At 59.9% G+C, this 21,421-nt stretch carries 20 protein-coding genes and 1 pseudogene; 10 read left to right on the forward strand and 11 right to left on the reverse strand.

From position 1 onward, the window contains the following. Nucleotides 1-159: 159 nt before the first annotated feature. Nucleotides 160-537: a hypothetical protein gene (locus AWM79_RS13840; protein ID WP_017132302.1), complete on the reverse strand. Its 378-nt coding sequence runs from the start codon at nt 535-537 to the stop codon at nt 160-162. 313 nt (nt 538-850) lie between these two features. Between AWM79_RS13840 and zigA the strand changes: the two genes are divergently transcribed. Then, a complete protein-coding gene (gene zigA, locus AWM79_RS13845) occupies nt 851-2,062 on the forward strand; it encodes a zinc metallochaperone GTPase ZigA (protein ID WP_017132303.1) in 1,212 nt (403 codons plus the stop codon). 70 nt (nt 2,063-2,132) lie between these two features. Here the strand turns inward: zigA and AWM79_RS13850 are convergent, their stop codons facing one another. Continuing rightward, nucleotides 2,133-2,492 (reverse strand): hypothetical protein, encoded by a 360-nt coding sequence (locus AWM79_RS13850; RefSeq protein ID WP_017132304.1) that lies wholly within the window; start codon nt 2,490-2,492, stop codon nt 2,133-2,135. Nucleotides 2,493-2,524: 32 nt separating this feature from the next. On the opposite strand from AWM79_RS13850, the gene AWM79_RS13855 reads away from it, so the two are divergent. Next, the gene (locus tag AWM79_RS13855) at nt 2,525-3,499 is read left to right on the forward strand and encodes a CobW family GTP-binding protein (protein WP_060783085.1); all 975 of its coding nucleotides are present in this window, start codon (nt 2,525-2,527) and stop codon (nt 3,497-3,499) included. Between the two features lie 2 nt (nt 3,500-3,501). On the opposite strand, the gene AWM79_RS13860 is transcribed toward AWM79_RS13855, so the two are convergent. After that, nucleotides 3,502-3,906, reverse strand: a complete 405-nt coding sequence (locus tag AWM79_RS13860) for a DUF3301 domain-containing protein (protein WP_017132306.1) — start codon at nt 3,904-3,906, stop codon at nt 3,502-3,504. Nucleotides 3,907-4,020: 114 nt separating this feature from the next. Here AWM79_RS13860 and AWM79_RS25010 point away from each other — a divergent pair. Next, nucleotides 4,021-4,129: pseudogene (locus tag AWM79_RS25010) on the forward strand (pyridoxal kinase); the annotation flags it as partial. 31 nt (nt 4,130-4,160) lie between these two features. On the opposite strand, the gene AWM79_RS13865 reads toward AWM79_RS25010, so the two are convergent. Next, complete coding sequence (locus AWM79_RS13865) at nt 4,161-4,646, reverse strand: acyl-CoA thioesterase (RefSeq protein ID WP_017132307.1); 486 nt, start codon at nt 4,644-4,646, stop codon at nt 4,161-4,163. Between the two features lie 286 nt (nt 4,647-4,932). Here AWM79_RS13865 and AWM79_RS13870 point away from each other — a divergent pair, with 286 nt between their 5' ends. Further along, entirely contained in the window at nt 4,933-6,696 is a 1,764-nt protein-coding gene (locus AWM79_RS13870; RefSeq protein ID WP_017132308.1) for a cation:proton antiporter, read from the forward strand. A gap of 29 nt (nt 6,697-6,725) precedes the next feature. Here the strand turns inward: AWM79_RS13870 and AWM79_RS13875 are convergent, their stop codons facing one another. The 4 genes from AWM79_RS13875 to uvrD all read right to left on the reverse strand — a co-directional run bounded on the left by AWM79_RS13875 (nt 6,726) and on the right by uvrD (nt 10,986). Then, entirely contained in the window at nt 6,726-7,133 is a 408-nt protein-coding gene (locus AWM79_RS13875; protein ID WP_017132309.1) for an SMI1/KNR4 family protein, read from the reverse strand. A 135-nt stretch (nt 7,134-7,268) separates the two neighbouring features. Continuing rightward, nucleotides 7,269-8,135 (reverse strand): Tim44 domain-containing protein, encoded by an 867-nt coding sequence (locus AWM79_RS13880; RefSeq protein WP_060783086.1) that lies wholly within the window; start codon nt 8,133-8,135, stop codon nt 7,269-7,271. A gap of 191 nt (nt 8,136-8,326) precedes the next feature. Beyond that, complete coding sequence (locus tag AWM79_RS13885) at nt 8,327-8,767, reverse strand: EamA family transporter (protein WP_017132310.1); 441 nt, start codon at nt 8,765-8,767, stop codon at nt 8,327-8,329. A gap of 38 nt (nt 8,768-8,805) precedes the next feature. After that, the gene (uvrD, locus tag AWM79_RS13890) at nt 8,806-10,986 is read right to left on the reverse strand and encodes a DNA helicase II (protein ID WP_017132311.1); all 2,181 of its coding nucleotides are present in this window, start codon (nt 10,984-10,986) and stop codon (nt 8,806-8,808) included. Between the two features lie 315 nt (nt 10,987-11,301). On the opposite strand from uvrD, the gene AWM79_RS13895 reads away from it, so the two are divergent. The 3 genes from AWM79_RS13895 to AWM79_RS24420 all read left to right on the forward strand — a co-directional run bounded on the left by AWM79_RS13895 (nt 11,302) and on the right by AWM79_RS24420 (nt 15,553). Next, a complete protein-coding gene (locus AWM79_RS13895) occupies nt 11,302-14,163 on the forward strand; it encodes a putative bifunctional diguanylate cyclase/phosphodiesterase (RefSeq protein ID WP_017132312.1) in 2,862 nt (953 codons plus the stop codon). A 192-nt stretch (nt 14,164-14,355) separates the two neighbouring features. Beyond that, complete coding sequence (gene hexR, locus AWM79_RS13900; protein ID WP_017132313.1) at nt 14,356-15,222, forward strand: transcriptional regulator HexR; 867 nt, start codon at nt 14,356-14,358, stop codon at nt 15,220-15,222. A gap of 139 nt (nt 15,223-15,361) precedes the next feature. Beyond that, on the forward strand, nt 15,362-15,553 hold the full coding sequence (locus AWM79_RS24420; protein ID WP_074861911.1) for a PA3496 family putative envelope integrity protein: 192 nt from the start codon (nt 15,362-15,364) through the stop codon (nt 15,551-15,553). Here AWM79_RS24420 and AWM79_RS13905 read toward each other — a convergent pair. Then, nucleotides 15,495-16,457 carry a LysR family transcriptional regulator gene (locus AWM79_RS13905; RefSeq protein WP_026013215.1) on the reverse strand — a complete coding sequence of 321 codons (963 nt, stop codon included), beginning with the start codon at nt 16,455-16,457 and terminating at the stop codon, nt 15,495-15,497. The genes AWM79_RS24420 and AWM79_RS13905 overlap by 59 nt on opposite strands. A gap of 199 nt (nt 16,458-16,656) precedes the next feature. Here AWM79_RS13905 and AWM79_RS13910 point away from each other — a divergent pair, with 199 nt between their 5' ends. Both AWM79_RS13910 and oadA read left to right on the forward strand, forming a co-directional pair. Next, nucleotides 16,657-18,072 (forward strand): acetyl-CoA carboxylase biotin carboxylase subunit, encoded by a 1,416-nt coding sequence (locus AWM79_RS13910; protein ID WP_060783087.1) that lies wholly within the window; start codon nt 16,657-16,659, stop codon nt 18,070-18,072. Nucleotides 18,073-18,083: 11 nt separating this feature from the next. Beyond that, complete coding sequence (gene oadA, locus AWM79_RS13915; protein ID WP_060783088.1) at nt 18,084-19,898, forward strand: sodium-extruding oxaloacetate decarboxylase subunit alpha; 1,815 nt, start codon at nt 18,084-18,086, stop codon at nt 19,896-19,898. Nucleotides 19,899-19,980: 82 nt separating this feature from the next. On the opposite strand, the gene AWM79_RS13920 is transcribed toward oadA, so the two are convergent. Continuing rightward, nucleotides 19,981-20,313 carry a hypothetical protein gene (locus tag AWM79_RS13920; RefSeq protein WP_017132318.1) on the reverse strand — a complete coding sequence of 111 codons (333 nt, stop codon included), beginning with the start codon at nt 20,311-20,313 and terminating at the stop codon, nt 19,981-19,983. Nucleotides 20,314-20,558: 245 nt separating this feature from the next. On the opposite strand from AWM79_RS13920, the gene AWM79_RS13925 reads away from it, so the two are divergent. Next, on the forward strand, nt 20,559-20,750 hold the full coding sequence (locus tag AWM79_RS13925) for a hypothetical protein (RefSeq protein WP_017132319.1): 192 nt from the start codon (nt 20,559-20,561) through the stop codon (nt 20,748-20,750). A 104-nt stretch (nt 20,751-20,854) separates the two neighbouring features. Here AWM79_RS13925 and AWM79_RS13930 read toward each other — a convergent pair whose 3' ends face one another. Further along, a complete protein-coding gene (locus tag AWM79_RS13930; RefSeq protein ID WP_017132320.1) occupies nt 20,855-21,148 on the reverse strand; it encodes a hypothetical protein in 294 nt (97 codons plus the stop codon). Nucleotides 21,149-21,421: the final 273 nt, after the last annotated feature.

A 21,421-nucleotide genomic window follows, 5' to 3' on the forward strand; every position in this document is an offset into this window, starting at 1 on the left:
GAGCTTTCACGCAACGATATCGAGTACGGACCTGCGCTTATGTTGGTTAGCGGTTTATGCGTGTATAGACGTCAGGTGTTCAATTTTCTGTTGGTCGGTGCGGCTCGCACACTCCTGAGCCTGGCTGCGGAGCCGCTCGTTACAAAACCTCACCGGCTACTAGCAGCCAACCAGGCGGTCGCAGATGAATTTTCTGCTCAATCCACCTGAACTTGAAAAACGATTCTGGGTAGTCCAGCCAACCCGGCGGCTGTAACCCACCCAGGTCTCGCCATCCGAGGCGATGCCGGTAAAGAAGGTCAGTTGTCCGTAGCGGCTGCTGGTCTGCGCCCAGTAGCGTTTGCCGATCACTTCGAAACCCTGCAGATAAATCGTCTTGCCCGCAGTGGCGACGCCATAGGCGTTGCCGACCGCGTCCGTGCAGGCAAGCAGGGTGGCGCTGCGAGTGCAGTGGGTCGGCGGGCCGAGGATCTGCGCCGGGGCGCTGGCGGTAAACAGCAGCAGACTCAGCAGCACGTGTTTCAGGGCAGGGTGCATCGGCATTCTCGTGGGTGAAGTCGACATCAGCATTGCGCCCTTCGTCGTGACGAGCAAGTGGCGATTGGCTAAATTGAATTGTTATAATATAACATACACTAAATCACCAATGCCTAATTCCCATGACTGAACAAGCACCACCCACCCGGCCCGAGGCGAACTACATGAGCGATGCGCAGCAGGGGTTCTTCCGTGAGTTCTGTTGCCGAGCCAGCGCCGCAAGCTGCAGGAGCGTATCGGCGGCGAGTTCGATGTCCTGCGCGAAGGCCTTAAACGGGCGCTTTGACCCGGCCAATCTGATGAGGAATCAACCATGACCCAACGTCTTCCCGTTACCGTGCTGTCCGGCTTTCTCGGCGCCGGTAAAAGTACCCTGCTCAACTATGTCTTGCGCAACCGCGAGCACCTGCGGGTGGCGGTGATCGTCAACGACATGAGCGAGATCAATATCGATGGCGGCGAGGTCCAGCGCAACGTTACCCTTAACCGCGCCGAGGAAAAGCTCGTCGAGATGAGCAACGGCTGCATCTGCTGCACGTTGCGCGAGGACTTGCTGGAAGAGGTCGGCAAACTCGCCCGCGACGGTCGCTTCGATTACCTGCTGATCGAATCCACCGGTATCTCCGAGCCGCTCCCGGTGGCCGAGACCTTTACCTTTCGCGATGAGCAAGGCCAGAGCCTGGCCGACATCGCCCGACTCGACACCATGGTCACGGTGGTCGACGGGATGAATTTCCTGCTCGACTACCAGGCCGCGCAAAGCCTGGCCTCCCATGGTGAAACCCTCGGCGAGGAAGACGAGCGCTCGATCACCGACCTGTTGATCGAGCAGGTCGAGTTTGCCGACGTAATTCTGGTCAGCAAGATCGACCTGATCAGCAGCCAGGCGCGCGAGGAACTGATCGCGATCCTCGGACGCCTGAATGCGCAGGCCGAAATCATCCCGATGGTGATGGGCGAGGTGCCGTTGGCGAAAATTCTCGACACCGGTCGTTTCGACTTCGAACGGGCGGCCCTAGCTCCTGGCTGGTTGCGGGAGCTACGCGGCGGGCACGTGGCGGAAACCGAGGAATACGGGATCGCCTCCACCGTTTACCGGGCGCGGCGACCGTTCCATCCCGAGCGTTTCTTTGACTTTATCAACCAGCCCTGGGTGAACGGCAAGTTGCTGCGGTCCAAGGGTTTCTTCTGGTTGGCGAGCAGATACCAGGAGGCGGGCAGTTGGTCCCAGGCCGGTGGCCTGATGCGGCACGGTTTTGCCGGGTGCTGGTGGCGTTTCGTGCCGCAACAACATTGGCCGCAGGATGAGCAAAGCACGGCGGCGATCACGCAAAACTGGACGGCCGACGCGGGCGATTGCCGGCAAGAGTTGGTGTTTATCGGTCAGAACATCGACTTTGCGCAGGTGACCGCATGCCTGGACAACTGTCTGTTGACCGATGAGGAAATGGCTCTTGGTGTCGAGGGCTGGCGACTGTTGCGCGATCCGTTCGATCCATGGCACGACGAAGAGGCGGCGGCGTGATGCAGGTGCAATCGCCGGTTCGCCAGCCGATTGGTCCTAACCCCGGATTGGCTGGCCTGAGCCGTAATCGCTATGGTATTTGCCAGTGTCCGTCGCTCCGGCCTTCACAGAATGGCTTGAGGTAAGCCGCATCTGTCGCCACACCGTAATAGTGAATATTCTGGCGGTAGGGCATATTAGCGACCAGTGCGTTCTGACAGACGCCAAACGAGCCGCCCGGACACTGCTCGACGTATTCGACCTCGACCTTCTGTCCCGCCAGGCTCGGCTGGCAGAAGCCGTCGCTAAACAGCTTGGTCGGGATATTGAGATTTTCCTGGCAGACTTTGACGTCGAGCCGTTCGCTATGGCTGTGGACCACGCAGGCTTGCGCCAGGACCTGGCTCGAACCCAGCGCTATCAGCAGTCCCAGGCCAGTCGACCGTATCATTCATTCACCCCTTCAAGCATATCGGCCCACTTATGTTGCAGAACATTCCCACGCATGTCATCGCCGGTCCTCTCGGTGCCGGCAAGACCAGCCTGATTCGTCACCTGTTGGCGCACAAGCCACGGGGCGAGCGGTGGGCGGTACTGATCAACGAGTTCGGCCAGATCGGTCTCGATGCCGCGCTGCTGACTCAGGTTGAAGAGGGTATCGCATTGGGCGAGGTGGCTGGCGGCTGCGTGTGTTGTGTCAATGGCGCGCCATTCCAGGTCGGTCTCAGTCGGCTGTTGCGCCAGGCCAGACCTGACCGGTTGTTTATCGAGCCGTCTGGCCTTGGACACCCGACACAGATTCTCAGGCAGTTAGGGGCGGCGCCATGGCTCGGGGTATTGAGCTTGCAGCCATGCGTGTTGGTGCTCGATGCCCGGGCGCTGGCGGCTGGAAAACCTCTGCCCGAATCGCAGCAGGAGGCGTTGGCGCTGGCTGGCCTGCTGCTGTTGAACAAGTCGCAGGGGCTGGACGAGGCAGAACGCAGGCAGGTCTTGGCGCGCTTGCCGGAATGTCCGCTGCGCTGGACCGAGCACGGGGCGTTGAAACTGCACGAATTGTTGGCGCTGGCCGCGCCATCGACGGATGAACCGCACGAGCCGGGGATGTTGCCCGCGGTCCCGGCGAGCGTAGTTCTGCCGGCGATCTGGGCCGATCCGAGCCAGCCGATCTGCCTGGATCATGTCCAGGAGGGCAACTGGAGCATCGGTTGGCGCTGGCATCCGAGCCAGCGATTGGACCCCGAACGTATCGGCCAGTGGTTGTCAGGTCTGGGCTGGATCAGGGCCAAGTGGGTGATTCACAGCTCGGCAGGCTGGGTTTCCTGCAACGCTGTGGACAATGCCTCTTTGCACTGGCAACCCAGTGAGTGGCGGCGGGATTCGCGACTGGAACTGATCTTCGACCAACCCCAGGATATCGCGCGGCTGAAGGCCGATATGCTGGCGTGTCGCGTGGGCTGAAATCAGTGGAGCGACTGGCTATGGTCCTTGGGGTGATCCTGGCGCCATTGGCTCAGTTGGACCACTTCGGCGCTGGGCAGATCGGGCTTGGCCTCGAACGGATAGGGCGGCAGTTCGATCTGTGCGCTATGGGCGCCGAACTGGGTAATGGTGCCCACGTGGCGCTGATCCCCGGTGACCGTGAATTCGAAGTTGTAGATCCTGGCCAGGCGTCGTCGGCCATTGGCGTCACGGACCCAGCCGATACGCTTGAGGGCCACCGCACCGTCGAGCAACTCCAGATCAAGCCTGACGCAGTGTTGCTTGACCCGCTCCAGGGCCCGCTCGCGCAAGCCGTGGTTGTGCCAGAGCCAGGCCGCACCGGTCGCCAGCAACATCAGCACGAACATATTTCCCAGGGTCAGCATGAATGCCACTCCAACAAGTTAAGAGCAGCTTAACTGGCTCGCCGGCCTGTCGTACAGGTTCTGTTTCGTCGCATACTGCGTGGCTTGAATCCATCGGCCTTTCGGGAGTCCGGAATGAAACGCACTCCTTATCTGCTCGCCATTCAATCCCATGTGATTTTCGGTCATGTCGGCAACAGCGGCGGTTTTCCCCATGCAGCGGGTTGGGGGGAATGTCTGGCCGTTTCGAGGCCTTGCCGGTCAGCCTGTAAGTGTCAGGGCGCGTCGGCCTTGATTTCCCGGTAGCGCTTTTCCAGCTCCTGGCGAATCTGTCGGCGCTGCTGCGCCTGCATGAAGCGCCGCTTGTCTTCGCTGCTCTGCGGTTGCAGCGGTGGGACCGCCGCTGGCTTGCGCTGGTCGTCCACCGCAACCATAGTGAAGAAGCAGCTGTTGGTGTGGCGCACCGAACGCTCGCGGATATTCTCCGTCACCACCTTGATCCCGACCTCCATGGAGGTGTTGCCAGTGTAATTGACCGAGGCGAGAAAGGTCACCAGCTCGCCGACATGGATCGGCTCGCGAAAAATCACCTGGTCCACCGACAGGGTCACCACATAGCGGCCGGCATAGCGGCTGGCGCAGGCGTAGGCCACTTCATCAAGGTACTTGAGCAGCGTGCCGCCATGGACATTGCCAGAGAAGTTGGCCATATCCGGGGTCATCAAAACGGTCATCGATAGCTGGGCATTTCCGGGTTCCATAGCACGCTCACTGATAGGGTAGGCAAGGACGGGGTCAGGCACCTCGGCAGGCGCTTTCTTCATTTTTTCAGATGCTCGATAACGGGACGCCACCGATTGGGCCATGGTCACGCACCCTGCGATCTGTTTCTACATATTGCACCGGCTTTTTGTTGAAAGTCCCGGTGTTAATCTTCAAAAAGCCTGCCATGGAAAATTTTTTGCACTGGGAACGGTGAGGATTGACTGCTCGCCGAGCGGTCGTGGGTTGTCCGGTTCTCTGTAAAAACACCAGGAGCGTCACGCCATGCATGCCGTCAGTTTTATTCAGGACCTGGCTGTGATCATGCTGGTGGCGGGTGTCGTCACCATCGTGTTCCACCGCTTCAAGCAGCCGGTGGTCCTCGGCTATATCGTCGCCGGTTTTATCATCGGCCCGCACACGCCGCCTTTCGGCCTGATTCACGACGAAAAGACCATCAGGATCCTGGCCGAGCTCGGGGTGATCTTTCTGATGTTCTGCCTGGGGCTGGAGTTTAGCCTGGGTAAGCTGTTCAAGGTCGGGGCGACGGCATTTATCGCGGCGTTCATGGAAATCGTGCTGATGATCTGGATCGGCTACGAGATTGGCCGCTGGTTTGACTGGAACACCATGGATTCGCTGTTCCTCGGGGCGATCCTGGCCATTTCCTCGACTACCATCATCGTCAAGGCGCTCAATGACCTGAAGATGAAAAAACAGCGCTTTGCGCAACTGATCTTTGGCGTACTGATCGTCGAGGACATTCTCGGTATTGGCATCATCGCCCTGCTGTCGAGCATTGCGGTCAGCGGCACGGTGAGCTCCGGCGAAGTCTTCTCCACCGTCGGCAAGTTGTCGTTGTTCATGATCGTGGCCCTGGTGATCGGCATCCTGCTAGTACCGCGCCTGCTGGCTTACGTCGCTCGTTTCGACAGCAACGAGATGCTGCTGATCACTGTGCTGGGGCTGTGCTTCGGCTTCTGCCTGCTGGTAGTGAGGCTCGAATACAGCATGGTGCTGGGTGCGTTTCTGATCGGCGCGATCATGGCTGAGTCGCGGCAGTTGCTGAAGATCGAGCGCCTGATCGAGCCAGTTCGCGACCTGTTCAGCGCCATTTTTTTCGTCGCCATCGGCCTGATGCTCGATCCGGCGGTGCTGCTCGATTACGCCTGGCCGATTGTCGTGATCACCGTGGCGGTGGTGTTGGGCAAGATGCTTTCCTGCGGCCTGGGGGCTTTTATCGCCGGCAATGATGGCCGCACTTCGTTGCGGGTCGGCATGGGGCTTTCGCAGATTGGCGAATTCTCTTTCATCATTGCGGCGCTGGGGATGACCTTGCAGGTGACCAGCCACTTCCTCTATCCGGTGGCCGTCGCGGTATCGGTAATCACCACCTTGCTCACGCCCTACCTGATCCGGGCGGCGGACCCGCTGTCGTTGAAGCTGGCCGCAGTGGTGCCGCCACGCATCGGGCGAGTGTTCAGCCTCTATGGCGAGTGGTTGCGCAGCATCCAACCCCAGGGCGAGGGTGCGTTGCTGGCGTCGATGATCCGGCGAATCCTCTTGCAGGTCGGGGTTAACCTGGCGCTGGTGGTGGCAATTTTCTTTGCCGGTGGCTTTTTTGCGCTGCCGATCGCTGCTTATCTGCAAGATTGGGTCAGCGAGCCGAGCTGGCACAAGGCTTTGATCTGGGGCGGTGCACTGCTGCTGTCGCTGCCATTCCTGATCGCTGCCTATCGCAAACTCAAGGCACTGTCGATGCTGCTGGCGGAAATGGGGGTGAAGCCAGAGATGGCCGGCAGACATACCCAGCGTGTACGGCGGGTGATCGCCGAAGTGATCCCGATCCTTTCGCTGCTGCTGATTTTCCTGCTGCTCTCGGCGCTGTCAGCGAGCATCCTGCCGACCAGAGAATTGCTGATGCTGATCGCCGTGGTTGCGGCAGCGGTGGCGGCGGTGCTGTGGCGCTGGTTCATCCGCGTGCATACGCGGATGCAGGTCGCCCTGCTGGAGACGCTGGAGAACAACAAGGATGCGGCGGGGCACTGAGACCTCCAGATGCCCCGTGGTTGGGTGAATCAGCTTTCCAGCCAGACGTCCCGCGCCCAGTGCCAGACCGACTCCCAGGACTCCTCGGTAATCAGCTCTTCTTCACCGGACCACAGCACCACGGTGCCGTCCTCCTCGACGCAGTAGTAGTTGTCACCGTCCTGGCAGATCGGGATCAGGTCCCGAGGTACGCCACTGTCCCAGGCATTGGCCGCCACATCGGGCAGGTAAGTGTGGGACTGTGGGTCGGTGACGGTCACCGGCTCCAGGCTGCCATAGACCACGTCACTGACGGTCAGCAGGAACTCTTTGAAGACGAAGGGGATGTTGATGAACAGCTCCTCTTCCACTTCGACCAACTGATCCTCGTCGGGCAACTCCAGGGGCACCGGAACCAGTTCGTTGTCTTTACGCAATTGTTCGATGACTTCTTCCACGGCCTCAATCCTCTCGCTTCATGGCGCGGTGTGTATGACGCGTTTTATACAGTAGCTTGTTACAAGTGCAATCGTGAAATGCAAAACCCCGGACAAGTCCGGGGTTTTTGTGTTGCCGTGGGCAAAGCCCCTGGATTAGCCGTTCTGGCGGATACCGGCGACCAGCCAGGGCTGGTTGTCGCCTTGCGGGCGTTCCATGTTCCAGCTTTCGCTGAAGGCCTCGCCCTGGTCGAAACGCGAGGTCTTCGACACGCCACTGAAGGTCAGCGTGGCGATAGTCTTGTCGGCGCGATCATCCAGGCCGTCTAGCTGTACGTGCAGATTGTCGATGTAGGTGGACTGGAAGCCGTCGCCCAGGTCTGCGCGTTCCTGCTTGAGGAATTGCAGCATCTGCGGGGTCACGAACTCGCTGATCTTGTCCATTTCATTGGCATCCCAGTGCTGCTGCAGCGACTGGAAGTGGCTGCGGGCGGCTTCCAGGAAGCGCTCTTCGTTGAACCAGGCCGGGGCGTTGATCACACGACGAGGGGCTGTCGGGGCTGCCGAACCGCCGAAGATCGAGTTCTGTGCCGGAGCTGGCTGTTCGAACACTTCACGCTGGTAGGGCGCTCCGGCGGGAGCCATGTGCTCCTGCTGCTTGCGGCGCCGGGCGGCGATAAAGCGGAAGATCACGAAGGCGATGACCGCCATGATCAGGATGTCGAAGAACTGCATGCCCTGGAAGCCGCCGCCCATGAACATGGACGCGAGCAGGCCACCGGCGGCGATGCCGGCCAGAGGGCCTAGCCAGCGCGAGGCGCCACCGGCCTTGGCTGCCGCGCCCGCGGCACCGGCCGCACCTACAGCCGCTGCGCCGCTGCCGCCGGCAGGAGCCATCTGGCTGGTCTGGTGGCTCGGAGCCGAGCCCATGCTTTTGCCGCCGCCAAAGCGCTTGGCGTTGGCGTCGAGGCTCATCGTCAGGCCGATGCAGAGCGCCAGGGCGATGCTAAGAAAACGTTGCATAAGGGAATTCCCGTTTGTGGAGTGCACGCGCGCCATACTGCACAGGTGAAATGTTACTGGCTAGCAGGAGAGTGTTTCCAGCTTTTGCCTGATCCTCTCATTCCAAAGCTGAACGTTTCATGAAAGGCAGCAGGACCAATGCTCATTGGTCTGTCATGCATGTCGTCAAGTTTTGTATGAAGTTTTCTGGGTTAGCGTCGAAGAGCCAGCAATACCACGCCGGCGGTAATCATTCCGATGCCGGCCCACTGCCGCGGGTCGAGTTTCTCGCCGAGCAGCAGCACACCGATGATCGCCACCAGCACCACGCTGAGCTTGTCCACCGGCGCCACCAGCGATGCCGGGCCGACTTTCAAGGCGCGAAAGTAGCAGAGCCAGGAGGCACCGGTGGCCAAGCCTGACAGTATCAGGAACAGATAGCTCTTGGCGGATATCGATCTCAATGACTGATATTGGCCCGTTACGTACAAAATCAAGGCCAGACTGACCAGCACCACTATCGTGCGCAACAGGGTGGCGAAGTCAGAATTGACGCTATCAATGCCAATCTTCGCGAAAATCGCGGTCAGAGCGGCGAAGATAGCCGATAACAGGGCCCAGAATATCCAGGAGGAAAAAAAGCCTGAACCCATGAGATTGCGATCTCCGTTGACGGATCGTCCTACCGACCTCAGGTGGCTTCCAGTTTGGCGTAACCGAGCATCAGCCACTTGCTGCCTTCGCTGAAGTTGACTTGCACCCGTGCCTGGGCGCCGGCCCCTTCGAAGTTGAGGATCACCCCATCGCCGAAAACACTGTGACGAACCGCCTGACCCAGGCTGAAACCGGTATCGGGGATATTGCTACCGCCAAACAGGCTGCTGCTTTGTTGCTGGCCGCCACCGAACGGGCGGCTGACGCTATTGGACAGCCGCACTTCCTGGATCAGTCCCTTCGGCACTTCGCGGACGAAACGTGACACTTTATTATAGGTCTCGCTGCCATATAGGCGACGGGTTTCGGCGTAGGTCATGACCAGGTTCTGCATGGCCCGGGTAATGCCGACATAGGCCAGGCGCCGTTCTTCTTCGAGACGGCCAGGCTCTTCCAGGCTCATCTTGTGGGGAAACAGGCCTTCTTCCATGCCCACCAGGAACACGTAGGGGAATTCCAGGCCCTTGGCGCTGTGCAGTGTCATCAGTTGGATGCTGTCTTCGTGCTCGTCGGCCTGGGTATCACCGGCTTCCAGTGAAGCGTGACCGAGGAAGGCGGCTAGCGGCGACAGCTCTTGCTCTTCTTCGGCAACCTCGAAGTTGCGTGCGGCGCTGACCAGTTCCTCGAGGTTTTCTACTCTGGCCTGGCCTTTCTCGCCTTTTTCCGCTTGGTGGTAGGCGATCAGGCCGGATTGCTCGATGACGATCTGGGTCATCAGGTGCAATGGCGTATCCTTGGTCTTCGCGGCCAGGTTCTCGATCAACTCGATAAAAGTCCCCAGCGCACTGGCGGCGCGACCGGTCAGGCCTTTATGGGCGATCAACTGGCCCATGGCTTCCCACATCGACACATGGCTGTGGCGGGCGTGTTCGCGAATGGATTCCACGGTCTTCTCGCCGATGCCGCGCGCCGGCACGTTGATCACCCGTTCCAGCGCCGCATCGTTGCCCCGGCCTTCGAGCAGGCGCAGATAGGCCATGGCGTTCTTGATCTCGGCGCGTTCGAAGAAGCGCTGCCCACCGTAGATCCGGTAAGGGATGCGCTCGCGCAGCAGCGCTTCTTCCAGCACCCGCGACTGGGCGTTGGAACGGTACAGGATGGCGATATCGCTGCGAGCCAGACCGGTCTTCAGCGCGCTTTCGATGGTTTCCACCACATAGCGCGCTTCGTCGTGTTCGTTGAATGCGGCGTAAAGGTTGATTGCCTCGCCTTCGCCGCCGTCGGTCCACAGCTCCTTGCCCAGGCGCCCGGTGTTGTTGGCGATCAGGGCATTGGCCGCTTTGAGGATGCCGGCGGTGGAGCGATAGTTCTGCTCCAGGCGGATGGTCTCGGCGTCCGGGAAGTCTTCGGAGTACTGGTGGATGTTCTCGATTTTCGCGCCGCGCCAGCCGTAGATCGACTGGTCGTCGTCGCCAACCACCATCAGGCTGTCGCCACCCTTGGCCAGCAGGCGCAACCAGGCGTACTGGACAGCGTTGGTGTCCTGGAACTCGTCAACCAGGATGTGCCGGAAGCGCTTTTGGTAGTGTTTGAGCAAACCGTCGTTGTTGCGCCACAGGTCGAGGGCACGCAGCAACAGTTCAGAGAAGTCGATCACGTTGGCGCGGGCGCAAGCGGCTTCATAGGCCTCATAGATACTGCGCATGGTCGCCAGGAACAGGTCGCCGCTGGCTTGGATATTCTGTGGACGCAGCCCTTCGTCTTTCTGGCCGTTGATAAACCATTGCGCCTGGCGCGCCGGCCAGCGCTGTTCGTCCAGGCCCAGTTCGCGGATCACCCGCTTGACCAACCGCTGCTGATCGTCGCTGTCGAGGATCTGGAAGGTCTGGCTCAGCCCGGCCTCTTGCCAGTGCGCCCGCAGCAGACGGTGAGCAAGGCCGTGAAAGGTCCCGACCCACATGCCGCCGGGGCTGATGCCCATCAACTGCTCGATACGATGGCGCATCTCGGCGGCGGCCTTGTTGGTGAAGGTCACCGACAGGATCGAGTAGGGCGAGGCGTTTTCGACCTGGATCAACCAGGCGATACGATGCACCAGCACCCGGGTTTTACCGGAGCCGGCGCCAGCCAGGACCAACTGACGGCCAACGGGGGCTGCTACGGCCTGGCGTTGGGCATCGTTGAGGGAGTTCAGCAGAAGGGAGAGATCATCGCGCATCGGCGCATTCTAGGGTGCTGGCTGCGCACGGGCAAACCCTAATGCCGGATGGTCGATCTCGGCCTGTCGAGGGCTGCCAAGGGAGTCGTGCCCGTTCGTCTGAACGATTCGGGGACCCAGCAGAGGAAAAGCAGCGCCGATGACGATCGGTCGGTTATCGCCTGCAAACGGTGTCAGTGCTGACTTCACTGTATATCGAGGGCTGTTGCCGAGGTAAATCTATTACATTTTATGACCGGGAGTGGTTTGGTCCGGGTGGATGCTTGTGTATGCTCCTGCGATGTTTATGGCTCAATCATTATAAGAACAATGCCCATGACTCACAGCTTCGACGCGCTGAGCCCCTCTGCGGAGGTGGGGCGGGTTATCCGCAAGCAGTTCGCCACTGAGTTGGCGGTCGAACGTACTCGCCTGTTGTACCAGGGCTCGTTGCTGCCCACTCTGTTCATGCTGATCAATGGCGTGGTCTGCGCCTGGTTGCTCTGGAGCCCGCAGCGGTACCTGCTGGTCAGCATCTGGCTGGTGTGGCTGATGGCGCTGGTGGCGCTGCGAGTGATCCAGGTGGCGGCGTTCGATTCGGCGATTCCCAGCCGCCAGGCGCAGCCGATCTGGCGCCGCATGTTCCTGCTGGGCTCCGCCGTCAGCGGCCTGACCCTGGCCTGTGCCGGCATCGCCCTGGTGCCCACCGACAGCTTGCTTGAACAAGCCTGGGTCTTTGGCCTGATCGGCGCGGCGACCCTGTCCGCCAGCGTCGCCTATGCCGTGAGCATCACGGCTTTCCTGAGCTTTACCTTACCCTGTCTGCTGCCGGCCATCGGCTATCTGTTCTGGGGTGGGACCGAGGCACAACAAGGTTGGGGCTGGCTCGGTCTGATCCTGCTGGTCTCCCTGAGCGTGGTGGCCTTGCAGATCAACCGACTGATCGAGCGTGGCCTGCTGCGACGCTTCCAGAACCAGGCCCTGATCGAAAACCTGCAACAGGCCCAGGCCCGCGGCGAGCAGCTCAACCAGGAGCTGGCCCGGGAAGTCGAACAGCGTCGCCGTGCCGAGCTGGAGTTGCGCGAAGCCCAGGTTGGCCTGGAAACCCGTGTCGCCCAGCGCAGCCTGGAACTGGACCGGGCGAATTGGGCGCTGAGCAAAAGCGAGACGCGCCTGGCGCTGGCCCTGCAAGCCAGTGAACTCGGCTTATGGGACTGGAACCTGCAGACCGACGAAGTGCATCACACTCAGATCAAGGAACTGTTCGGCCTGGATCCCGAATACGTGACGGCAATGCTCAGCCACCTCAAGCCGCGTTTGCACCCCGACGATCTGCCTGCGCTCAAGCGCGCCCTGGTGGAGCACTTGAAGGGCCGCACCGATGACTATCTGATCGAATACCGTGTCCGCCATGGCGACGGCCGTTGGGTGTGGATCGAGGACCGTGGGCGAGCCGTGGAGCGTAGTGCCAGCGGCCGCGTACTCAGAATGGTCGGTACCCGGCGCGACATCAATTCCCGCAAGGAGCTGGAGGTGCAACGGCAGCTGGCGGCGACGGTATTCGAGGCCGCCAGCGAAGGCATCGTAATCTTCGATCCGAATTACGCGCTGCTGGCGGTCAACCAGGCGTTCAGCCGGGTGACCGGCTATCAGATCGAGGACATGCTGGGGCGCAATGTGGCCGAACTGCCGTGCAGTCGCGATGCCAGGCGGCACTATTCGATGATCCGTCAGTCCCTGGAGCAGCACGGCAGTTGGCAGGGCGAGTTGGTGGAGGCACGCAAGAACGGCGAGCTTTATCCTCAATGGTTGCAGCTCAATGTCGTGCGCGATGCGGGTGGAAAGGTCAGTCATATCGTAGGCTTCTTCGCCGATCTTTCGGCACGACGAGAGTCCGAAGAACGCATGCGCTACCTGACCCACTACGACGAACTGACCGGACTGGCCAAGCGCTCGCTGTTCAAGGAGCGTCTGCACGAAGCCAACCAGCGTGCCCGTCAGGGCGGTCGCAGCCTGGCGTTGTTACATATCAACCTGGACCGCTTCAAGCTGCTCAACGACAGCCTTGGCCATGAAGTCGCCGACCAGTTGTTGCAGAAAATGGCCCGACGCCTGATCAATGCGCTGCCGGAAGCGGAAACCATTGCCCGGTTGTCCGGGGATGAGTTCGCGGTACTATTCGATGCCTACGGCAATCTCTCCAGTCTGGCCCGGATGGCAACGCGTCTGCTCGGTAAGCTGCGGCTGCCGCTGACGGTGGCGGGCCATGAGCTGGTAGTCAGCGCGTCCATGGGCATCAGCTTGTTGCCGGACAGCGCACGGGAAATCCCGGCGCTGGTCAGTCAGGCGAATATCGCCATGCAACATGCCAAACACCTGGGCGGCAACAACTTTCAGTTCTACACCGACAGCCTTCAGGCCAGTACCCTGGAACGGCTGCAACTGGAAAACCAATTGCGTAAGGCTATCGACGAACAACAACTGACGGTGTTCTACCAGCCTAAGCTCTGCCTGGCGACCGACCGGCTGAACGCCGCCGAAGCCCTGGTCCGTTGGGATCACCCGTCGATGGGCCAAGTACCGCCTGGGGACTTTATCGGGTTGGCCGAAGAGACCGGGCTGATCGGCGCCATCGGTGAGTTCGTGCTGCGCCAGGCATGTTGGCAGGCCTGTGAATGGCAGCGCCAGGGACTGGCGCCGACACGGGTTTCGGTGAACCTGTCGGTGCACCAGTTGCGCCAGGGCAAGCTGGTCAGCCTGGTGCGCCAGGTGCTCGCGGAAACTGGCCTGGCCCCGCATCTGCTGGAGCTCGAACTGACGGAAAGCCAGTTGCTCGACAGCGTCGAGCACATCATCGCAACCTTCCAGCAGTTGCGCGACCTGGGAGTCAAGCTGGCCATCGATGACTTCGGCACCGGCTATTCGTCCCTGAGTTATCTCAAGCGTTTTCCGGTGGACTACGTGAAGATCGATCAGAGCTTTATTCGCGGTCTTGGCGAGGGCAGTGAAGACGCGGCGATCACCCGGGCAATCATCGCCATGGCTCACAGTCTGGGGCTGAAGGTGGTGGCCGAGGGCGTGGAGAACCCGCAGCAGTTGGAGTTTCTCAAGCTGCATGGCTGTGACGAGGTGCAGGGGTATCTGATCAGTCGGCCAGTGGCGGCAGAGGCGCTGGCTGGGTTACTGAGTCGTTATTGAAACGATGCTGGGTGATGGCCCGTCCGATCCGGCGTTTCTCAGGGCGGCGCGGCTTTCCGGCGGTAAGCTAGGCAGAGCAGATGCCTGTGGACCTGCTGCTACGGATTGCACGGGCAATTGGCACACTCATGTAGTATAACTACAAGACTGCTACATCCCAGGCGTTCGCCCATAACAATCGAGTCCAGTCCTTTGAATCTGTTGCAACACATCGCTCAGTCCCGCAACCTGCTTCGCAAATCGGAGCTCAAGGTTGCCGATCACGTGCTGCTCGACCCGGCGGCGGTGATGCACAGTTCAATGGCCGATCTGGCCCACTGCGTGGGCATCAGCGAACCGACCATCGTGCGCTTCTGCCGAGCCATCGGTTGCTCGGGTTTCCAGGACCTCAAGCTCAAGCTGGCGCAGAGCCTGGCGGCCGGTGCGAGCTTCGGGCAGTTCGCGATCCACGAAGACGATTCGGTTGCCGACTACAGCCTGAAGATCTTCGACACCACCCTGCACACCTTGATGGAAGTGCGCGAGAAGCTCGATCCGGCCGCGTTGCAGCGGGCGGTGACGGCCATGTCGGCAGCCCAGCGCGTGGAGTTCTATGGCTTTGGTGCCTCCGGTGCGGTGGCGGCGGATGCCCAGCACAAGTTCTTCCGCTTGCTGCTGACCGCCGCGGCCTATTCTGACCCGCACATGCAGGCGATGTCGGCGGTGACGCTCAAGCCCACCGATGTGGCGATCTGCATTTCCCAGTCCGGACGCTCCAAGGACCTGCTGATTACCGCCAACCTGGTGCGTGAAAGCGGCGCGACCCTGATCACCCTGTGCCCGAGCCAGACGCCGTTGGCCGAGCTGTCGACGGTCAACCTGGCGATCGATGTACATGAAGACACCGAGATCTATACGCCGCTGACCTCGCGGATCGCCCATCTGGTGGTGATCGATGTGCTAGCGATGGGTGTGGCAATGGCCCGTGGCCCGAGCTTGGTGAACCACCTCAAGAGCGTCAAGCGCAGCTTGCGCAGTCTGCGGCTGTCACCCAAGTCGGTGAAGGCACTGGACGACTGAGACCCGCTCGCCACGGGTCTCAACCCGACACCACAGCGTTGCAACGGTCAATATTCATCTGTCTGTCACCCACTTGCCGCCAAAGCGTAATGCCCGGCGTCCATCTTGAAAATCTCTTACTTACCCTGGGAGACTCGAAATGGCCCGGCACCACGAAGAGCAAAGCAGCGTCAAGACCCGTCGACAGCAGGAAGACCAGCGTCGCATGGAATTTCGTCGCGCAATCGAAGACCGCACCGAGTTGCGCCAACTGCAACAGGAAATCGCCGCACTCAATTACTGGCAGGCGGACCCGGCATCCGACCGTCGAAGCGCTCAACCAGTCCGCTGATCTGCAACCGCTCACTACGGATAAACCCCAGGAACGCATGGGCGACCGGTGACAGGCGTTTGTCCTTGGCCTGAACCACACACCAACTGCGATAGAGCGGCAGTTCTTCCACTGGCAGTTCCTGGAGTACGCCGGTCGCCAGTTCCAGGCTCAGGGCGTGGCGCGTCAACAGCGCCAGCCCCAGCCCTGCCACCACACACTCGCGCTGGGCCTCGCCCGAGGTCACTTCGAGTGTCTGCGAGAAGTGCACGCGCTTCTCCTTGAAATACTCTTCGCACGCCATCCGCGTCCCTGATCCTGGTTCACGCATCAATAAGGTGTAGGGCTCCAGGTCCTGCAGGTGCAGTGGACCCCTATGGCACAGCGGATGGTCGGGCGGAGCCACCGCGACAATCGGGTTGTTCAGGAACGGGAGAAACTCCAGGCCCATGTCCTGGGGCACCATGGACATGATCAGCAGATCGTCACGGTTGTCCGACAGGCGTCGAAGCGCCTGTGCCCGGTTGACCACCGTCAGGTGCAGGTTGACCTCGGGATACTGGCGCTTGAACGCGGCAAACAGGTGCGGCACGAAGTACTTGGCGCTCGATTCCACCGCCAGCTTCAGTTGCCCCTGCAGCGAGCCCTGTAGGTCCGAAAGCTGCATATCGAGGTTTTCCAGTCGGCCGAAAATGTCCCGGTTCGCCCGCTGTAACGCTTCAGCCGCCTCGGTCATGTAGAGCTTTTTGCCGACATAATCAAACAGGGGCTGTCCGATCAGTTCCTCCAACTGGCGAATTTGTAGGCTGACGGCTGGTTGTGTGAGAGACATTTCGTCGGCTGCACGGCTATAGGAACGCAGGTCGCAGACTTCATTGAAAATCTGCAGTTGACGCAATGTCATACGCATCAATGATTTACGCATTTTCGGCGAGCGCTCTCGGATCTCAGGTTGAGCAACTATAAGTCATTGCTTATGAGTGACCCAATAATTATTGATTTTGGTTTATCGCTGGGTAGGACTAGTGTGATAAGGCGACTGACTGGAAATATTTCGTCACGCGCCGGCCCGTTTTCCTGGCAGTAGACGGGGTTGTTTGTTCCAGCGGCTTAGGAATTTCCAAGTGATAAAAAAGATTCTGATCGCCAACCGTGGTGAAATTGCGGTACGCATCGTGCGTGCTTGCGCCGAAATGGGCATTCGCTCGGTCGCGATCTATTCCGACGCCGATCGCCATGCCCTGCATGTCAAACGCGCGGATGAGGCCCACAGCATCGGTGCAGACCCCCTGGCCGGTTACCTGAACCCGCGCAAGCTGGTGAATCTGGCGGTGGAAACCGGCTGCGACGCGCTGCACCCCGGCTATGGTTTCCTCTCGGAAAACGCTGAACTGGCGGATATCTGCGCCGAACGCGGAATCAAGTTCATCGGCCCCTCGGCGCAAGTGATCCGTCGCATGGGCGACAAGACTGAAGCCCGCCGCAGCATGATCAAGGCCGGCGTACCGGTTACCCCAGGCACCGAAGGCAACGTCGCGGACATCGCCGAAGCCCTCATCGAAGGCGACCGCATCGGCTACCCGGTGATGCTCAAGGCCACCTCAGGGGGTGGCGGTCGCGGCATCCGTCGCTGTAACAGCCGTGAAGAACTGGAGCAGGCGTTTCCCCGGGTGATTTCCGAGGCGACCAAGGCCTTTGGCTCGGCAGAAGTGTTCCTGGAAAAATGCATCGTCAATCCCAAGCACATCGAGGCACAGATTCTTGGCGATAGTTTCGGTAACGTGGTGCACCTGTTCGAGCGTGATTGCTCGATCCAGCGCCGCAACCAGAAGCTGATCGAAATCGCCCCCAGCCCCCAGCTAACCCCGGAACAGCGCGCCTATATTGGTGATCTGTCGGTGCGCGCGGCCAAAGCGGTGGGCTACGAGAACGCCGGTACCGTGGAGTTCCTGCTCGCCGAGGGCGAGGTGTACTTCATGGAGATGAACACCCGGGTGCAGGTGGAGCACACCATCACCGAAGAAATTACCGGTATCGACATTGTCCGCGAGCAGATTCGTATCGCTTCCGGCTTGCCGCTGTCGGTCAAGCAGGAAGACATCATCCATCGCGGTTTTGCCCTGCAGTTCCGGATCAACGCCGAAGACCCGAAGAATAATTTTCTGCCCAGTTTCGGCAAGATCACCCGTTATTACGCCCCCGGTGGTCCCGGCGTGCGCACCGATACGGCGATCTACACCGGTTACACCATTCCACCGTTCTACGACTCCATGTGCCTGAAGCTGGTGGTCTGGGCGTTGACCTGGGAAGAAGCCATGGACCGTGGCCTGCGAGCCTTGGACGACATGCGTCTGCAAGGCGTGAAGACCACGGCCGCCTACTACCAGGAAATCCTGCGTAACCCGGAATTCCGCAGCGGCCAGTTCAATACCAGCTTCGTGGAAAGCCACCCGGAACTGACCAACTATTCGATCAAGCGCAAACCCGAAGAGCTGGCCTTGGCCATCGCCGCCGCCATTGCCGCCCACGCAGGCCTGTGAGGATTACCCCAATGACTTCTTGCAAAAAAATACACGTTACCGACACGATCCTGCGCGACGCCCATCAATCGCTGCTCGCCACCCGCATGCGCACCGAAGACATGCTGCCGATCTGCGACAAGCTCGACAAGGTGGGCTACTGGTCCCTGGAAGTCTGGGGCGGCGCAACCTTCGACGCCTGTGTGCGCTTTCTCAAGGAAGACCCGTGGGAGCGCCTGCGCGAGCTGCGCGCCGCGTTGCCCAATACCCGCCTGCAGATGCTCCTGCGCGGCCAGAACCTGCTGGGCTACCGTCACTACAGCGACGACGTGGTCAAGGCCTTCGTCGCCAAGGCGGCGGTCAACGGTATCGACGTGTTCCGTATCTTCGACGCCATGAATGATGTGCGTAACCTGCGGGTCGCCATCGAAGCGGTGAAGGCGGCGGGCAAACATGCCCAGGGCACCATCGCCTACACCACCAGCCCGGTGCATACCATCGAGGCCTTTGTGACCCAGGCCAAGCAGATGGAGGCCATGGGTTGCGACTCGGTGGCGATCAAGGACATGGCTGGCTTGCTGACGCCTTACGCCACCGGCGAACTGGTCAAGGCACTCAAGACCGAGCAGTCGCTGCCAGTGTTCATTCATTCACACGACACCGCTGGACTGGCCGCGATGTGCCAGCTCAAGGCGGTGGAAAACGGTGCCGATCATATCGACACCGCGATCTCCAGCTTCGCCTGGGGCACCAGCCATCCAGGCACCGAGTCGATGGTGGCGGCGCTTAAAGGCAGCGAATTCGACACTGGCCTGGACTTGGAGCTGTTGCAGGAAATCGGCCTGTACTTCTACGCCGTGCGCAAGAAGTACCATCAGTTCGAAAGCGAGTTCACTGCCGTGGACACCCGTGTACAAGTCAACCAGGTACCGGGTGGGATGATTTCCAACCTGGCCAACCAGTTGAAAGAGCAGGGCGCCCTGAACCGCATGGGCGAAGTGCTGGCGGAGATTCCGCGTGTGCGCGAAGACCTTGGCTTCCCGCCGCTGGTGACCCCGACCTCGCAGATTGTCGGCACCCAGGCGTTCTTCAACGTGCTGGCTGGCGAGCGCTACAAGACCATCACCAACGAGGTGAAGTTGTACCTGCAAGGCGGCTACGGCAAGGCACCGGGCACCGTCAACGAGCAACTACGGCGCCAGGCCATCGGCAGCGAGGACGTCATCGACGTGCGCCCGGCCGACCTGCTCAAGCCGGAAATGGTCAAGCTGCGCGGCGAGATCGGTGCCCTGGCCAAGTCGGAAGAAGACGTGCTGACCTACGCCATGTTCCCGGATATCGGGCGCAAGTTCCTCGAAGAGCGCGAGGCCGGCACTCTGGTGCCTGAAGCACTGCTGCCGATCCCTGAAGCGGGCGGCGTGCGTTCGGCGGGCGGCGAGGGCGTGCCGACCGAGTTCGTCATCGACGTGCATGGCGAAACCTACCGCGTGGACATCACCGGTGTCGGCGTGAAGGCTGAAGGCAAGCGGCACTTCTACCTGTCCATCGACGGCATGCCGGAAGAGGTGGTGTTCGAACCGCTCAACGAATTTGTCAGCGGTGGTAGCAGCAAGCGCAAGCAGGCCAGTGCTCCGGGCCATGTCAGCACCACCATGCCGGGCAATATCGTCGATGTCCTGGTCAAGGCCGGCGACACCGTGAAAGCCGGCCAGGCCGTGCTGATCACCGAAGCCATGAAGATGGAGACCGAAGTGCAGGCCGCGATTGCCGGCAAGGTCACCGCCATCCATGTGGCCAAGGGTGACCGGGTCAATCCTGGCGAAGTCCTGATCGAGATCGAAGGCTGAACCGCAGCCCTCGACTCACAACGATTTATACCTCGGGGGGCATGTGCCCCCTTTTTTTATGTGTTTCATTCATCTGGCGCAATCACGTTCTATCGGGTTCAGCCGGCTTTATCTTGAGAGTACCGAAGATATGTGTCTCGTCCGGAAGAGGGGTGCATAAGTCATAAAATCCCTCGAGGGTGACATCGCCGACCTTATCGGGAATGACTACAGAGACACTCTCCCAGTTGTCACGACGGAAGCCGGTGATAAATGGGGCGTCGGCGCCGCCCTTCCAAAACCTGATCCTGTAGAGCCCGCTGAATGCATTGACCACCCTTCCCGTGATTTCGATCGTCGACCCCACGACCGCCTCTTCCGGCAGAAGTGATTGTTGCTTTGCCGGGGTCCGTTTTTCCATGCTTGAATCGATCATCTCGCACCTCAACTCTGAAGTTCATTCAAGCCCGCTCCTTGGCGAGGAACAGGCGGCGTCTTCAAGTTACTGGGGTTTCGAAATGGTCATCTACTGTCAGAAATGACAGTCCTGATCAGCGGTCAGATGGTGAGATGTCTGGATTTTATTGTGCACATGGTTTCCTTTTGGGGTTCTGCATGCATTTTATTGCTTTTTTTTGGCGGCATGAGCGAACTGATATGCACTATATTGCAGGTTGAACCATGCACACGCTGACACTCCAGATCTATGCGCACGGGGCTTGTTCAGACGCCATGACCCTGGCTTTCGAGGAACCACAAAAGTATTTCAACGGTGCCTATAAGCAAAGCTATCTGCTGGATCACCTGGAGAACATCCTCAGTTCAGCGCCTGTCTGTCGGGGTAGGCAAATGAAGGGTTTATCGGAAACCTGAGCGAAATGCTTATCGAGATCGAAGGCTGAACCGCAGCCTTCGACTCACAGCGACTTATACTTCGCAGACATGTATTCCTTCTTCTTAATTATGCGGCACAAAGATCAGGCTTCGACGATTTCAATCGTACCTTGGAGCTGGTCTTCCGGACGCACGGCACTGCATGCAGCATAACGACCAGTGACCTCGACAGTTCCCGGCATATTAGGAATCTGAATGCTAATATCCTTGGCTCTGCCGCGTATGAACTCATTCTGCATACCAGGTTCCGTTCCTCTTTTGAAGATGATCGACTCAAGTCCACTCATGACGCTTACGGCAAGACCTTCGACAATGATTCTCTGACCAACGACCGCCCGTTCTGGAAGAAGCGATTTTTCGGCTTTCGAATTACCCATTTCGACACCTCATCCTTAAAGTTCATAGAAACCTGCCACCCAAAGGTAAGCAGGGCCTCTTCAAGCTAAGGCCTGGGTCGACGGGATATCTACTGTCAGAAATGACAGTCCTGATCAACGGTCGGGTATTGCTTTGCCAGGATGTACAGGGTTTCGTGAGGTCCCTTATTCATATCGAACATGCAGAGGGCAACCCGACGGCTCAAGACGCTGAACTCGGAGTTCAAGCTCTTTGGGTTGCAAGTGGCTGTCGTGCGACTTTGGCTGATGGGC

Source organism: Pseudomonas agarici, from assembly GCF_001543125.1.
In the GTDB taxonomy this organism is placed as follows: Bacteria; Pseudomonadota; Gammaproteobacteria; order Pseudomonadales; family Pseudomonadaceae; genus Aquipseudomonas; species Aquipseudomonas agarici.

Excerpts from the sequence above, each read along its gene's own strand:
- zigA (WP_017132303.1), top strand. The coding sequence starts at position 851 with ATGACCCAACGTCTTCCCGTTACCGTGCTGTCCGGCTTTCTCGGCGCC.
- AWM79_RS13920 (WP_017132318.1), bottom strand. The coding sequence starts at position 20,313 with ATGATCGATTCAAGCATGGAAAAACGGACCCCGGCAAAGCAACAATCA.
- AWM79_RS13855 (WP_060783085.1), top strand. The coding sequence starts at position 2,525 with ATGTTGCAGAACATTCCCACGCATGTCATCGCCGGTCCTCTCGGTGCC.
- AWM79_RS13880 (WP_060783086.1), bottom strand. The coding sequence starts at position 8,135 with ATGCAACGTTTTCTTAGCATCGCCCTGGCGCTCTGCATCGGCCTGACG.
- AWM79_RS13925 (WP_017132319.1), top strand. The coding sequence starts at position 20,559 with ATGCACACGCTGACACTCCAGATCTATGCGCACGGGGCTTGTTCAGAC.
- AWM79_RS13895 (WP_017132312.1), top strand. The coding sequence starts at position 11,302 with ATGACTCACAGCTTCGACGCGCTGAGCCCCTCTGCGGAGGTGGGGCGG.
- AWM79_RS13850 (WP_017132304.1), bottom strand. The coding sequence starts at position 2,492 with ATGATACGGTCGACTGGCCTGGGACTGCTGATAGCGCTGGGTTCGAGC.
- AWM79_RS13885 (WP_017132310.1), bottom strand. The coding sequence starts at position 8,767 with ATGGGTTCAGGCTTTTTTTCCTCCTGGATATTCTGGGCCCTGTTATCG.
- AWM79_RS13870 (WP_017132308.1), top strand. The coding sequence starts at position 4,933 with ATGCATGCCGTCAGTTTTATTCAGGACCTGGCTGTGATCATGCTGGTG.
- AWM79_RS13860 (WP_017132306.1), bottom strand. The coding sequence starts at position 3,906 with ATGCTGACCCTGGGAAATATGTTCGTGCTGATGTTGCTGGCGACCGGT.
- AWM79_RS13905 (WP_026013215.1), bottom strand. The coding sequence starts at position 16,457 with ATGCGTAAATCATTGATGCGTATGACATTGCGTCAACTGCAGATTTTC.
- AWM79_RS13865 (WP_017132307.1), bottom strand. The coding sequence starts at position 4,646 with ATGGAACCCGGAAATGCCCAGCTATCGATGACCGTTTTGATGACCCCG.
- AWM79_RS13840 (WP_017132302.1), bottom strand. The coding sequence starts at position 537 with ATGCACCCTGCCCTGAAACACGTGCTGCTGAGTCTGCTGCTGTTTACC.
- AWM79_RS24420 (WP_074861911.1), top strand. The coding sequence starts at position 15,362 with ATGGCCCGGCACCACGAAGAGCAAAGCAGCGTCAAGACCCGTCGACAG.
- uvrD (WP_017132311.1), bottom strand. The coding sequence starts at position 10,986 with ATGCGCGATGATCTCTCCCTTCTGCTGAACTCCCTCAACGATGCCCAA.
- AWM79_RS13930 (WP_017132320.1), bottom strand. The coding sequence starts at position 21,148 with ATGGGTAATTCGAAAGCCGAAAAATCGCTTCTTCCAGAACGGGCGGTC.
- oadA (WP_060783088.1), top strand. The coding sequence starts at position 18,084 with ATGACTTCTTGCAAAAAAATACACGTTACCGACACGATCCTGCGCGAC.